The sequence below is a fragment of the Erythrobacter sp. SD-21 genome (genome assembly GCF_000181515.1).
GTDB lineage: Bacteria > Pseudomonadota > Alphaproteobacteria > Sphingomonadales > Sphingomonadaceae > Qipengyuania.
The window spans coordinates 1-13,462 of the sequence record NZ_ABCG01000004.1; the positions used below are offsets into that span (position 1 = coordinate 1).

Annotated in this window: 11 protein-coding genes, 1 tRNA gene and 1 rRNA gene; 3 read left to right on the top strand and 10 right to left on the bottom strand. The window is 58.5% G+C overall.

The features are described from left to right. The first annotated feature begins 169 nt into the window (after positions 1-169). The 3 genes from rrf to ED21_RS07835 all read left to right on the top strand — a co-directional run bounded on the left by rrf (position 170) and on the right by ED21_RS07835 (position 1,613). Positions 170-284 (top strand): 5S ribosomal RNA (gene rrf / locus ED21_RS07825). A gap of 224 nt (positions 285-508) precedes the next feature. Next, positions 509-585, top strand: a tRNA-Met gene (locus tag ED21_RS07830). A 134-nt stretch (positions 586-719) separates the two neighbouring features. Further along, positions 720-1,613, top strand: a complete 894-nt coding sequence (locus ED21_RS07835) for a CoA ester lyase (RefSeq protein WP_083800413.1) — start codon at positions 720-722, stop codon at positions 1,611-1,613. Here ED21_RS07835 and ED21_RS15385 read toward each other — a convergent pair. The 10 genes from ED21_RS15385 to ED21_RS07885 all read right to left on the bottom strand — a co-directional run bounded on the left by ED21_RS15385 (position 1,610) and on the right by ED21_RS07885 (position 13,439). After that, positions 1,610-2,770: a hypothetical protein gene (locus ED21_RS15385; RefSeq protein WP_156787403.1), complete on the bottom strand. Its 1,161-nt coding sequence runs from the start codon at positions 2,768-2,770 to the stop codon at positions 1,610-1,612. The two genes, ED21_RS07835 and ED21_RS15385, sit on opposite strands and share 4 nt — an antisense overlap. Positions 2,771-3,039: 269 nt before the next feature. Next, entirely contained in the window at positions 3,040-3,393 is a 354-nt protein-coding gene (gene csgH, locus ED21_RS07845; RefSeq protein WP_006833333.1) for a curli-like amyloid fiber formation chaperone CsgH, read from the bottom strand. Next, a complete protein-coding gene (locus tag ED21_RS07850) occupies positions 3,390-4,148 on the bottom strand; it encodes a hypothetical protein (RefSeq protein ID WP_006833334.1) in 759 nt (252 codons plus the stop codon). Before ED21_RS07850 ends, csgH begins: the two co-directional genes overlap by 4 nt. A gap of 2 nt (positions 4,149-4,150) precedes the next feature. Beyond that, positions 4,151-4,900, bottom strand: a complete 750-nt coding sequence (locus tag ED21_RS14705) for a hypothetical protein (protein WP_006833335.1) — start codon at positions 4,898-4,900, stop codon at positions 4,151-4,153. A 138-nt stretch (positions 4,901-5,038) separates the two neighbouring features. Continuing rightward, entirely contained in the window at positions 5,039-6,925 is a 1,887-nt protein-coding gene (locus ED21_RS07860; RefSeq protein WP_006833336.1) for a hypothetical protein, read from the bottom strand. A gap of 27 nt (positions 6,926-6,952) precedes the next feature. Continuing rightward, positions 6,953-8,608: a hypothetical protein gene (locus ED21_RS07865; RefSeq protein ID WP_006833337.1), complete on the bottom strand. Its 1,656-nt coding sequence runs from the start codon at positions 8,606-8,608 to the stop codon at positions 6,953-6,955. 148 nt (positions 8,609-8,756) lie between these two features. Then, the gene (locus ED21_RS07870) at positions 8,757-10,412 is read right to left on the bottom strand and encodes a hypothetical protein (RefSeq protein WP_006833338.1); all 1,656 of its coding nucleotides are present in this window, start codon (positions 10,410-10,412) and stop codon (positions 8,757-8,759) included. 57 nt (positions 10,413-10,469) lie between these two features. Beyond that, positions 10,470-11,831, bottom strand: a complete 1,362-nt coding sequence (locus ED21_RS07875) for a hypothetical protein (RefSeq protein WP_198005839.1) — start codon at positions 11,829-11,831, stop codon at positions 10,470-10,472. 208 nt (positions 11,832-12,039) lie between these two features. Then, the gene (locus ED21_RS07880; protein WP_006833340.1) at positions 12,040-13,014 is read right to left on the bottom strand and encodes a CsgG/HfaB family protein; all 975 of its coding nucleotides are present in this window, start codon (positions 13,012-13,014) and stop codon (positions 12,040-12,042) included. Then, positions 13,014-13,439 (bottom strand): curli assembly protein CsgF, encoded by a 426-nt coding sequence (locus ED21_RS07885; RefSeq protein WP_006833341.1) that lies wholly within the window; start codon positions 13,437-13,439, stop codon positions 13,014-13,016. Before ED21_RS07885 ends, ED21_RS07880 begins: the two co-directional genes overlap by 1 nt. Positions 13,440-13,462: the final 23 nt, after the last annotated feature.

Genomic DNA, 13,462 nt, shown 5'->3' on the forward strand with positions numbered 1-13,462 from the left:
AGCGCAGTAATGTGTGGAGCTAACCGGTCCTAATAGTTCTTTTCGCGCTTGTAGGATCCATACCATCAACGACAGCCCTGTGCTGTCCGCGAGGTGGAGGAAACTCTAGCCGGATAAGCCCAACAAAGCTCAAAGCATCGATTTAAACCCATGTCCGCCAGCTCTATTGCTTGGTGACCTTAGCGTCTGTGACCCACCCGATCCCATCTCGAACTCGGCCGTGAAACCGGACAGCGCCGATGGTACTAGTGCTCAAGCACTGGAAGAGTAGGTCGTCGCCAGGCATTAAAGCCGGCGGGCATGTGGTTATAAACCCATTCACGATTTCAAAAGCCGCTGCCGGTTACACCCGAGCGGCGGCTTTTTCGTCTCCGGCCTCCGCGCTGGTGACGAGAGCGCCATCGAAGTGCGCAGCACTTCGCAAGGCCGACCGGCCGCCCGAGCTTATGCGAGGGAAGCCCAGCCGACAGATGTCGGCGCCGGCGCTTGAGGCGTAACAAGAAGGTACCGCGGGGTGGAGCAGTCCGGTAGCTCGTCAGGCTCATAACCTGAAGGTCGTTGGTTCAAATCCAACCCCCGCAACCACCGAATTCAAGCACAAACAGCCCGCCCATCCAGGCGGGCTTTTTTGTGCGCAACGTGCATCAAACTTCTCACAATAACTTGACCAAGGGCCGTCACGTTGGCTCTACCCCGCTAGGAGATTGGAGACGCCTAACGTGATCAAGGAAGCCCGCCTGCCCGTTCGTCATCGCTCATGGTTGTTCGCGCCGGGTGACAGCGAGAAAAAGATGACCAAAGCGACCGAAGGGGACGCCGACATTGTTATCTTTGATCTCGAAGATGCCGTAGTCGAGGGTGAGAAACCCGCCGCACGCGCGCGGGTCTCTCATTTTCTTCAGATGCAAAACGAAGCCGGACGTGCACGTCTATGGGTTCGTATCAACCCGCTCGATGGGCCACATACTGCGGACGATTTGGCAGCGGTATTGCCCATGCAGCCAGGCGGGATCATGCTGCCGAAATCACGCGGCCGTGAGGATGTGGAAAAGCTCGACAGGATGCTGACCGCGCTGGAACTCGAACATGGTCTTGAGCCAGGAGCCATGCCAGTTATCGCGCTGGTTACTGAAGTCGCCGCAGCCATGTTCACCACGGGCGATTATGCGGGAGCCCCGAGACTAGTTGCCATGACTTGGGGAGCGGAAGATCTTGCAGATTCCGTTGGGGCGCTGTCCAACTGCGGGCCAGACGGAGATTACCGTTTCACCTATGAACTCGCTCGCAGTTTGACATTGCTGGGTGCTGCGGCGGCTTCGGTACCGGCCATAGAGACAATAGACGCAGATTTCCGCAACTTACAGGGCCTGAAGGTGCGCGCAGAGCGAGTTCGGCAGGATGGCTATCGCGGTATGTTGGCGATACACCCAGACCAGGTCCGGGTAATCAATGCAGCTTTCACGCCGACCGAGAAAGAGGTTCAAGAGGCGCGCGAGATTATCGATCTGTTCGATGCTAAGCCCGGGGCCGGAACGATCGGGTATAAAGGTAAAATGCTTGATCGGCCTCACTTGAGCCGCGCACGGCAACTCCTCGCGCTGCGTTCTAGCTAGGTCGAAACTACGATTTCGTCGTACACCGGGTCATACCGCAGTTCGATTCCCGCGCTGACCAGTTGTTTGAGAGTGACGAATTCCTCGCTGGCCTTTGCATTGCGAAGACCGGCAAATTCAGTCGGGTCAAATCGGTCCTCGAAGAGGTCAAGCACCTGACCAAGATGCACTGATATCGTGCGATCCCCATTAACCTGAAAGGGCACGGCACCGACTTCTCGCCCGTCCATCCTCACAGCCATACGTTTCTTGAAAGCGGGCTGCGTGATCTGATCGATATAGGCGAGAGAGGCTGATGTAGCTATTTGTTCGATTTCAGCCTTGGATGTTCGACCTCTTGTTGACGACGTGGGGGGGGCTGCACGATTGACCGCTGCTTCCGCAGTGGGTCGGTGTGGCGGATCATGCCGACCGAGGCGGGATTGCACCGAAGCTGTGCCGGCAAGGCCGGTTGCCGTGTTTCCGGGCGCCCTGATTGCTTGGCGAGCGATTGCGGCCCTTGCCGAACGTTCACCCTGGACCTTTGCAAGTATCGCGACGCGCTCGCTTTCGCTGAGAATGGTTTGCGCTGGCTCAAGCCGTTCCGTGGACGAGGTGGGGACTTTATCGACACCGCTATTTTGCGGGCGGGAAGCGAATGTGTCGGTCGCGCCGGCTATCTCCGGTATACCGTGCGAATTTTCTGAATCGGAGAATGCTTGGCTAGCGTTCAAGTTATAGACGGGCCGTGTTTCCGAAGCGGGAATGGACGAGGAAGGCGCCCCATTTCTCTGCGCAGCCTCATCACCGCCAAGATATCCAACATGGCTTATCGACGGACGCACTGAGTCGACTTGGGGAGGCGCCGAGGTGTTATAGTCACGTGAAACCTCGAGCGGGCGCGGAAGCTTTTCTGTCGTGCTGCTGGGAGTGACTGTACGGATTTCTTTGCCCAGCTCGCCCACTCTACGCGAGGGGGTACTTCTGACGAGAGGCATGTCGGAAACGTTAGCCGCGAATTGTGGACTTTCTACCACGGTTTTCAATTCTGCCCCCGCGTGGTCACCGGAAGCATTTCTGACCTCCCTCGACTGAGCGCCCGTCAACATGGGTTGCGGAACTCTATCAACCGCAATCTGGTCACGGAAATCGCGTGCCGGCTGGCTGGCAAATTTCATTCCCAAATTGGGCGATAGCTGGGGACGAGGTTCAATTGCGACAGGCGATACCACTGTCGTACGGTCAATCTGACGAGCCGCACGAGGTCGATCTGGCAAGCGAACCCTCTCAGCAGCCGATTGCGGTTCAAATTTGATTGACGGCTGAGCGACGACGAGGCCCCAAACGGCTGCGCTTGAAAGAAGGGCTGTCGTGCGATGGACGCTCTGGCTTCTCACAATTCCTCCCCCAAATCAACAAAACCAGACCTGTGTCCGTTAGTTAAAACTTACTTGACCTCCAGCGACGCGCAATCTCCTGCCGTCAGTGTGTATGTAGATCCAGATTGTTCTGTGATCTCGGCAGTTGCGCACCATGTCCCGCTGTGCGACACCCGAAACTGCGAAATAGAGGTCTCGGTCTGGGCCGGAACTTTCGACTTCCCGCTATGCCGGGAACGCGAGTCGCCGATCACTTCGATTTGGTAATCGACGACTTGATCGTGAGGCGACTTCGCAATCATCTCGATTTGGATTGTTCCATCGCCATCCTCGATCCGCATTGAGATTGCCTGTTCGCTTTCCACTACCTGTTCTCCGGTTGCCACGCTGCTGAGCAGAATGAGAGATGCGATAGTAATCATAGTCCGCCCCCGGCCTGGGTGGAGAATTGTTCCACGATCGCGTTGATGAGGGCCTGCGTTTCGGCCGATAGTTCGCTTGGATTCGGTTCCTCGGATGTCGGCTGCGCCGGGGCCAACGTCGAACTGCCGAGTGCGACAGATGCGATGGCCTGATCCTCATTTGAATTGAGCGCGCTGTTACCCCGGGCAAGCCTGGAAATAGCCGATTCGAGCGTTGCTACCCGATCGCTATCGAGACCCTCGCCGAGCAGGCGTTCTTCCGGAGACAGGCTGGGTGCGGAGTTGCCGGCAAACTCTTCGGACCTGTCCTCCAATCTAACAAGGCACAATTCGATAATTGCCGGATTGCTGGGCTCCCGCTCGCAAATGTCCGTCCCATTTACGGCGCTGAATAGTATCGCGCGGTCACGCTCCGTCAGTTGCGCCAGTGCGCGCCGCCCCCGTTCGCGGGTTAGTTGATCGGTTGTGCCGCCCATTTCGCGATCACGGGCAGACAATTGGACCATCTCCTGGTCGGGCCGACGGGGGTTCTCGAGCGTTTGGCCCTCCAGCGACTTGTCATCGCTAGCTGGAGGATTCGTCGCTTTCTCTGCGGTGGTTGGAAGAAATGCCTTGAGCGAGGCACTCTCTGCACTATCGGAGGAAGTCTGGTTTACGTAAACGGAATCTTCGGCAGCCAGAACAGGAACGTTTCTAGGTTCCAAATCCGATTGGGTGGAAAGCAAAAGCAACGGAAGAAGAGTGAAAGTCGACATGTTCAATTCCCGCTTGGCGGTGGTGCCCCCGTATTCGTTTGCGTAATTTGGAGCGCTTGACCGCCGTCTTGCGTAATCTGAAGGTCGGATAGGCCGCTTCCGTTTTGGGTCCATTCCAGCCGGTTGCCTGCACCGAGTTGTGTCGCGGTCATGATATTATTGTCGCCCGATTGTGCGAGGCGAGCCTGATTATCGCTGCCATCCTGCACGAGGTTAAGTCGATTGCCTGACCCGGACTGGCTGATTGCCGCTGCGGAATAGAGGTCGCCACTTTCAAATTGTGACAGCTCCGCAGAGTTTCCACTGCCTCTTTGAGCAAGCAGAAGAGCCGCTTGCCCGTTGCCGTCCTGTCCCGCGAAGACGGTGTTGCTATCTCCGTCCTGAGCGATTTCGGTATAATGGTTGCCATCATCCTGACGCAAATCCACTTGGTTGGCGTCCCCGTTCTGAATGACGCGGGCATAGGCGCTAGTGCCCTGTTGATCGGCTTCGGCGGTGTTGCCCGATCCGATCTGGGAGATGAAAGCTCCACGATCCTCTTGGACCGGAACTGCGATTTCCTCGAAAGTGAAGCCGGCGTTGCCGTTCTCGCCGGAGTTCCCGTTATTGCCACCGCAGGGATTGCCTGTGCCGGCGCCATTCCCGTCTCCACAAGGATCACCCGGGGGTATGTTCCCAGTGTCCGCGAGAACAGGCGCTGCGAATGACATCATCGCTGCAGCTAGAATTGCCGTAAGAGAGTTCGGTTTCATCTGAGGCACTTCAATTCTCTCCCTAGACTGCTCAGTTCGGACCTGTGGAATAGGCCGTCCTAGTCCGGCTTTTGCAACTGCGGGGGCGAAAATAAGGCTTTCCGCCCCCGCGTCTTATATCAGACTCGGTGTACCTGATCAGTTGCCCTGGGTCACCATAGCCGAGTTTCCAGTACCGGTTTGCGTGACAGTCGACATGTGACCATCGCCAGTCTGATTGACAGTCGCGGTATTGAACTCGCCATTCTGCGTGATCATCGACTGAAGTTCCGAACCGTTCTGACTGCTTGTTGCGGTGTTATCAGCCCAGTTCTGGACGATTTCCGAGGTGTTCAGCAGACCGCCATTCTGGGTAATGGTGGCGATGCTGTTGTTCTGCGGAGATCCGCCGGCATCGTCACCGTTCTGGGTTATGCGAGCGGTGTTTTGATCCGCACCCGCCAACTGGTGGATGGTAGCTGTTTCACCGCGGGCGTTGCCGATCTGAGTGATGAACGCCTGACCGCTCGCACCTTCCTGATTGATGGTCGCATCGTTGTTGCCTTCCGAACCCTGAAGGATGGTGGCATCGTTATCCGACGATCCGAGCGTCTGGTTTACCCGGGCAAAGTTCCCGAAGCCGCCCTGATCGATATCGGATTCGTTACCCGTACCAAACTGGTCGACATCGATTTCGCTGTTCTGACCGTCCTGACGTGCGCGTGAGGTTTCGAACGAACCTCCTTGGTCGACGTTGGCCAGCTGACCACGATTGAGCTGGGTCAGGTCCGACGTGTTGTCGCTGCCGGTCTGGGTTACATTGGTCGTCAGGGAATTGTCAGGGTTGTTTACGGGAGCGCCGCCGAGATCGGCCTGAACGATGGTCGAATCGTGCCCGTCGCCAGTCTGGTTGACCGTTGCGGCGAAGGTATTCGAACCGTCATTGTTGAACGTTTGCGTGATGGTCGAAGTGCTCACGCCGTTCTGCGTCACGACCGCGTCCATGTTGGTCGCTTCATCACCCAAGATGGTCTGATTGACAGTCGAAGTCGCGCCGCCTGCCTGACTGACGCTGGCGAAGGCATCGCTGGCATCGCTGCCGGAAATCGACTGGTTTACATCGGAATTGTTTCCGTTGCCGTTCTGCATCACTTCGGCGGCCAGCAAGCTCGAACCATCCTGATCGACATCCGACAGGTTATCGTTGCCGAGCTGCGTGACCAGCGCCGACTCCTCCGAACCGTTCTGGTCGACGTAGGACTCGTTGCCGTTGCCGGTCTGGTCCACGATCGCGGTCAGAAGCGAGGGATCGACAGTGCTCTGCTGACTAACAGTCGAAACGTTATCGTCGCCAGTCTGATCGACCGAGGCAAGGCTGCGATTGGCGTTGCCGGGGTTACCATTGGTCATCTGCGTGGTTGACGATGAGTTGCGGTTACCAATCTGCGTCGTGTTCGCGGTCGAATAGGTTGCCGGATCCTGAGTGATCGACGACATGTTGTCGTCGCCCGACTGCACTACGCCGGCCGCTGCATCGCCATCCGTGACACGCAGGCTGTTGCCCGCCTGCACCACGGAAGAATCATTGCCTGCGCCATCCTGAAGCACCGTCGCAGTAAGGAAGCGTCCATCCTGCGAAACGTCCGAAATGTTGTCACCGTTCTGGTCGACGCGAGCGAGATTGTTGCGTCCGCCCACTTGCGTAACAGTGGATTCGGCGCTGTCGCCTGCCTGATCGACGAACACTTCGTTGGGCGTGTTTTCAGTGCCGGTGCCGCTCTGGTTCACGGTCGATTGTCCGTTGGTACCCGCCTGATCAACGGTAGCTTCGTTGTAGACACCGGTCTGCAGTACATCGGAATCGTTGCTCGAACCGGTCTGCGTGACGTCGGCCGACAGATTGTGGCCGGTCTGATCAATATCGCTATTGTTGCTCTGCGCGAATGCGGGAGCGGCGATGCCAAGGGCAATGATCGATGCACTGGTGAGAATAGTCTTTTTCATGATCTGGTTAATTTCGAAAATGGGAAGGAATACCGGGCGCACCTCGATTGGCGCGCCCGGCTCGGAAGCTTACATTCCCTGCGTGACGCTGGCCGTGTTGCCGTTGCCGTTCTGATTCACGTATGAGGTGTTGGCATCGCTGTTCTGCGTAACGGTCGCGCTGTTACCCGAACCATCCTGTGCGATATCCGACAGGTTGTCGTTGCCCAGTTGGTTGACGTCTGCAGTGTTCCCGAAACCGTCGACCGTACCGTTCTGCGAGAGCCGGCTGGTGTTGCCCGAACCAGACTGCAGGACATCAGCGGTGCTGTTAAAGCCTGACTGAGTCAGTTCGGACACGTTGAGCGCACCCGACTGGCTGACCGTCGCGGAATTTTCGCTACGGTCACCGCTGACATCGCCAAGCTGGGTGATGAGCGAGGTCGAACCATCCGAGCCAGCCAACTGCTCGACAAAGGCGCTGTCGTTGCGGCCGGTCTGGTCGATGGTCGAGGTCGCACCGATGCCATCCTGAGTGACGTTGGCAGAGTTATTCAGGCCAAGCTGAAGCGAGTTCGAGGTGTTCGCATCGCCCGACTGCAGGACAGTGAGATCGTTGCCCGCGGTGCCCTGGAAAGCATCGACGATATTGCTGTCGCCGGTCTGATCGATATCGGCAAACGCGCTCTTGTTTTCCTGGACGAGGGCCGAGGTGTTGTCGTCGCCAGTCTGGTTGACGTCGGCCACGAGACCGCCATCCGCGTTACCGATGACACCAAAGCCTTCATCGCGCTGCGTGACATTCGATAGATTGCCGCTGCCGTTCTGGTTGACGGTCGCCATGAAGTTGCTCGAACCATCGTTGTCGAACGTCTGCGTGATGTTGGAAGTGCTCGCACCGTCCTGCGTCACGATGGCGTCCTGCGTCACCGATTCATCGCCATTTGCGCGCTGGGTAATGTTCGAGGTCGCGCCGTTAAATTGCGTGACATCGGCATTCAGGTCACTCGTCAGGTTGCCCGTCAGCGACTGGGTGATGTTCGACAGCGAACCGCCCGACTGATTGACGCGGGCTACCGCTGTCGGATTCTGACCGCTGGCGTCACTGGCGGTCTGTATGATGTTCGAGGTCGAAGCATCCTGTGTGACATAGGCGTTCAGGTTCTTACCCGCGTTCGATCCGGTCTGGATGATGTCCGAGCTCGCATCGCCCGTCTGGTTGACCTGGGCGCGAAGACCACCGGTGTAGCCAGGGCCGTCCGAGTTCTGGTCGATATTCGACGAGTTGTTGTCACCGGTCTGCGTGACGCGCGCGGTCTGGTTGAAACCGCCGCCGGCAGCGATGGTCTGGGTGATGCCGGACATGTTGCTGTTGCCGATCTGGCTGACAGTTGCGTCGGGATCGAAATCGGCAACGCCGGTCGTGCCGTCCTGGCCGGGTGCGGTGTCCGGATCGTCTTGGTCGATTGTGGAAACGTTGCTGTCACCGTCCTGCGTCACATCGGCAAGGCCGAAGAAAGAGTCTTGGTCGATCGTTGAACTGTTGCCGGCTCCCGACTGAACATTGCTGGCCGAGTTGCTGTCGCCAGTCTGATCGATATCCGAAGTATTGGAACCGCTCTGTGAAACAGTTGCGCCGTTGGCATTGCCGGTCTGGTCGACGTCGCTGGTATTGCTTTGCGCCGCTGCCGGAGCTGCAATGCTGAGGGCCAGTACGCTGGCGCCTGTCATGATAGTTTTTTTCATCTCACCTTCTTCACGTTTAAGTGCTTGTTATTATTTGCGACTTAATTGGTACTGCGGGGTTTTCCGTGCCGCTTGCCTGTCACACTCTGTTGCGTTCGCAGTGCGAGAAGGCGGGAGCGTGCCGCGCTGGCACACCCCCGCTCTTTCCTCAGTTCTGCGCTACGGTTGCGCTGTTGCCTGCACCGTCTTGAGCAATGGTGGAGACGTTCGAGCTTCCACCCTGCGTAACCAGCGCACTATTCAAGTCGCCCGACTGGGTGATCGTGCTCCGGTTCAGATCGCCGGAATCGATCAGCGTGGCCAAGTTGTCGTGGCCGTCCTGCATAATCAGCGAGTAACCGTTGGTGCCGGTCTGCAAGCTGGAAGCGCTGTTGCCCGACACGGCCGGATCGCCCAGCGTGTTGGTCTGGCCGATCGTGCTGGCGTTGCCCGAACCTTCCTGCGTGATGCTGGCCTCCATCTGGCGCGCGGGACCACCGTTTGCGGCGCTATCCGAATACTGGTTGATGGTGGCGGTGTTCGAGGCGCCGACCTGATCGACAGCGGCGCTCGAAAAGTTCGAGTAGCCGGTCTGGCTGACATTGCTGACCAGATTGTCACCGACCTGGCTGACGAAGGCCGAGCCGAAGTTGGCCGACTGCGTTACGCTCGAGTAGTTGTCGAAACCATCCTGCGTGACACCGACCATCGCTACGTCGCCGTCACCGTCAAACTCGCCGGCTGCGTTATCGAGGCCCGGCTGATCGACGATGCTTGTGTTACGCTCGCCGTACTGTTCGACAGCAGCCACGTTCTGCGAACCGAACTGCGTAATGGTCGAATTGTTGTCCGTACCGTCTTGGAGAAGGTCCAGCTGCTGCAAACTGGTCAGCCGGTTTGGCGAACCCTGAGTCGCGTTGCTGACATTGGTGGTGCCATCCTGCGAAATGTTTGCAGTGGCTGAGGCACCCTGCTGCGTCAGGTTGGACGAGTTGCCCGTGCCGCTCTGCGAAACGAAGCCGTCGTTGTACTGGCCCGTCTGGTCCGTCGTAGCCATGTTGGACGTACCGTTCTGGATGATCGATGCGTCCTGATCGGCGGGGTTTGCCGAACTCAGCTGGTTGATCGTGCCGGAATTGCCGGTCCCCGTCTGGCCGATTGTAGCGAAACTGCGCAGTTCGGCGCCGTTGCCGCTGACCTGCTCTTGACGGATGACGCCATCGTTGTCGTCGCCGGTCTGGCTGATAGCGCCGCTCGAATACTTGGCCGGATTCTGATCGATGTTTGCCAGATTTCCGTTGCCGTTCTGGACAATACCGCCTTCGGCCGCATTGTTGGTGTTACCGATGAAGTTGCCCGTGCCGCGCTGGTCGACATAAGCCTCGTTGAGATCACCGGTCTGGTAGACTTCGGCCTGCGACGCGCGGCCGGCCTGCGTCACGGAGGCATAGCTGTCCCCGTTCTGGTCCACATATGTGGTCAGTCGGTTGGCATCGCCGCCGTCTCCGTTTTCCTGCAGAACGTCGGCTTCGGCACTGTCGCCGGCCTGGATCACGGTTGCCCGATTGGTTTTCGAAAGCTCCTGGCCGTTGCCGGTCTGGACAATGTCGACATCGCCGTTGCTGCCGGACTGATCGACGACTGCGTCGTTGAACTGCGAGCTCTGGTCGATGTCGGACGTGTTGTCCGAACCGGTCTGCGTCACATCGGCGCTGAGATCGTTGCCGTTCTGATCGATATCGGACTGATTGTTGCTTTGTGCAGCTGCCGGAGCCGCGATGCCGAGCGCGAGTGCGCTGGCGCTGGTGAGTATAATCTTTTTCATTTGGTCCTCCTGTTGAACGTAGCGAGGCGGAAGCACAGGGCCCCCGCCTCGATCTGGTTAATTGCCCTGCGTGACAGTGGCCGTGTTGCCGGTGCCGTTCTGCGCAACCGACGAGTAATCGGATGTGCCCGTCTGAGTGACGGTCGCTGCGTTACCCGTTCCGTTTTGATCAATATAAGACTCGTTGTTGGAACCGGATTGATCGACCAGCGCGGAGTTTCCGTCGCCGTTTTGCATGATCGAGCTGTATTCGCTCGACCCGTTCTGCAGCACATTTGCGAACTGGTTGGCACCGTCCTGCAGGATGTTGCTTACATCCGCGCTGCCAAGCTGTTCGACGATTGCCGAATTGTCCGAACCGGCGCCGCCGATCTGCTGGATATCGCTGATGTTGCTGCCGCCGGACTGCGTAACGAGAGCTGTGGAATCGCGGCGCTGATCGATGGCGCTCGTGTTGCCGTCACCGGACTGAATGACGGTAGCCGAGTTATCTCGGCCGACATCGGTTGGGCTGGGCGGAGCAAGGCCTTCGCCCTGAGTGACGAGACTGCCGTTGCCATTCCCGGACTGCGTTATCGAAGCAAAGTTCGAAGTGTCCTGGATCAGGTTGCTGTCATTGCCATCACCGGTCTGGCTGACGGTGGCATCGTTGAACTGGTCCTGGAACAGGTTGCTGTCGTTATCGCTACCCGACTGCAAAACCGTGCCGGTGTTGCCTTGGCGGTACTGGTCGACATCGGAGAAGTTGTTCGATGCCGACTGCGTAACGATGAGCGAGTTGGCCTGACGGGACTGATCTACGTCGGAAATGTTGTTCGTTCCCGACTGGATCACGTCCACGCGGGAGGCAGGATCGAATTCCACGCCATTCACGCCGGTGTAATCCTGGTTGATGGTGGAGCGGTGGCCAGTACCCTCCTGCGAGTTGTAGGCCGCTGCGCCGGTGATCCCGCCGGCAGAGTCGTCCTGGACCATGGTCGACTGGTTGTCGCTTCCGTTCTGGATGACCCGCGCGTTATTGGCATAACCCGAAGGTACGGTGCTGTCGGCATCCGTATCGGCAGGATCGTAGCTCGAAACCTGAGTGATGTTGGCAATGTTCGACTGTCCACCGGGATTATCGTTGTTTTGTTCGACACGGGCCCGGCTGTTATCGCCGTCCTGATCGATAATCGATTCGTTCGATGGTGTGTTGAACGGTGTGGAGCCGACCGGGTTTTCGGTCTGTGTTACTTCGACGAAGTTATCGTCGCCGTCCTGATCGACATCGGAGAGGTTCTCGTTGCCCTGCTGGCTGACGGTGGCCGAGTTGTCCTCGCCGTTCTGCCAGATGTCGGAGGTTTGAACCTGTTGGGCAGACGCCGGAGCAGCAGCGATAAGCGCAACGATCGAAGCGCCTGTAAGGATCGTATTCTTCATGACTTGCATCACCTTTTGATCAAGGCGATACTCAAGGATCACGACGGCGCAGAAGACGCCGAGTGGCTTAGGTATCGCAGCCTACATTTCTGCACGCATCGGAGTTGCCGCTCCTTTGCGTGCGTTTTTTTGCGGCCCAGTAGCGTGTTTCACGCTTCTTAATCTGGTCCCGCCGTCCGGAGGCCGACCGGCGGGAATTCGTTGTGCGTCAGGAGCCGGTGCGGCTCCCGCGGCCTTCGTCGCGTTCGACTACCTCGAGGGCGGTCAGCGATCCGGCGCGGCGAACGGCGTTCTGTACGTCGCGCGCGTCGTAGACGCCGTCCCGCTCGGCGCGGTAGGTCGACATGAGCGGCTGGGCCGCCTGCATGTCGGCAAACCGCCACAGGTCGAGTTCGACGCCTTCGAGGACCAGGCCATAAACGGCCTTTTCGATCGCCTGCTGGAGGGCTATCTGGTCGGGTTCGTTGGTGGTGATCCCCCATTCGGCTTCGAGCAATTCCTTGAATCCGACGAATTTGTACGTGCTCAGTCCGACTGCCTTGCTGGCAATGGTCTTCGAGGCCGTCACATTGGTGAGAACCTCGCCGGTGCGGACGGAGACCGCCCGCAGGTACACCGTTACAGTGTCCTGACGGTATTCGGTCCGGCCGCCAATGCCGAGGAAGGCTGCGCCGGCGCCGCCGGTCACGGTGTTGGTGTCGTAGCCGACGATCCCGCCTTCGAGCAGGACCCCGGCGAACATGAGCGCGGGCAGTGCGCTGGCGTCGACTTCTTCCTCGCCGAGGTAGCGCTTGCGCATCTCGGTGATGATCTGGCGTTCCTTCAGGAGGTTATCGAGGCGTTCGCGTTCCACCACGGTGAACCAGTCGCGCGAGCCGGCATCCTGGAGGGCCTTCACGAGGATCGAACTTGCCCCTTGCGTGACGGCGCGTGACAGCGTTTGCCCGGCCTCGGTGGGCTTGAACTGCCCGGTCTGGTCGGTGAAACCGTAGACGGCAATCGCCACCTGGCGTTCCGGCGCGGGCAACTGCTGCAGCAGGCTTTGTGTCTGGGTCTGCTTGGGGAAATAGGCGAGGCTGGTTTCTTCCGGCAGCAGGTCGCGGCCGTCGTCACCGAGCGTGGTGCACCCACCCAGTAGCGAGGCGGCTGCCGCGAGGCAGCAGGTCAGTCCGATGCGGGCCATCAGTTCACCTCGATGAATAGCGGAACCACGATGCGGGTTTCTTCGCCCGTATCGTCATTGGTGATGATGAGCGTCACGGAATCGAGCGATCGGAAGAACGAGATCGTCTGGCCGCCAAAGCTGATGACCCCGCTTTCCTGCGGATCGTCACCGAAGATGGCGTCGACGATTTGCGACGACAGCGCCGAAAGCAGGCGGGATTGCAATTGGCGGGCGAAAATATCGGCTTGCGAATTGGTGCTGGCCGCATTCGGGTCCTTGGTCTTGTTCTGCGCATTCGCAATGCCGAGGATGTGGTTGGAATTGAACGGATTGCCGCCGAATGTCGGGCTTATCGGTTCGTGGACGATGTCCTGTGCATTGGCCGGGACCGCAACACATGCCGCACCCGCGCCAATAATAGCCCAAAGGCCTCTCGAAGTCATGTACCCCCCTCAAAAACTCTCAT

Excerpts from the sequence above, each read along its gene's own strand:
- ED21_RS07865 (WP_006833337.1), bottom strand. The coding sequence starts at position 8,608 with ATGAAAAAAACTATCATGACAGGCGCCAGCGTACTGGCCCTCAGCATT.
- ED21_RS07885 (WP_006833341.1), bottom strand. The coding sequence starts at position 13,439 with ATGACTTCGAGAGGCCTTTGGGCTATTATTGGCGCGGGTGCGGCATGT.
- ED21_RS07880 (WP_006833340.1), bottom strand. The coding sequence starts at position 13,014 with ATGGCCCGCATCGGACTGACCTGCTGCCTCGCGGCAGCCGCCTCGCTA.
- ED21_RS15385 (WP_156787403.1), bottom strand. The coding sequence starts at position 2,770 with ATGAAATTTGCCAGCCAGCCGGCACGCGATTTCCGTGACCAGATTGCG.
- ED21_RS07850 (WP_006833334.1), bottom strand. The coding sequence starts at position 4,148 with ATGTCGACTTTCACTCTTCTTCCGTTGCTTTTGCTTTCCACCCAATCG.
- ED21_RS07870 (WP_006833338.1), bottom strand. The coding sequence starts at position 10,412 with ATGAAAAAGATTATACTCACCAGCGCCAGCGCACTCGCGCTCGGCATC.
- csgH (WP_006833333.1), bottom strand. The coding sequence starts at position 3,393 with ATGATTACTATCGCATCTCTCATTCTGCTCAGCAGCGTGGCAACCGGA.
- ED21_RS07875 (WP_198005839.1), bottom strand. The coding sequence starts at position 11,831 with ATGAAGAATACGATCCTTACAGGCGCTTCGATCGTTGCGCTTATCGCT.
- ED21_RS14705 (WP_006833335.1), bottom strand. The coding sequence starts at position 4,900 with ATGAAACCGAACTCTCTTACGGCAATTCTAGCTGCAGCGATGATGTCA.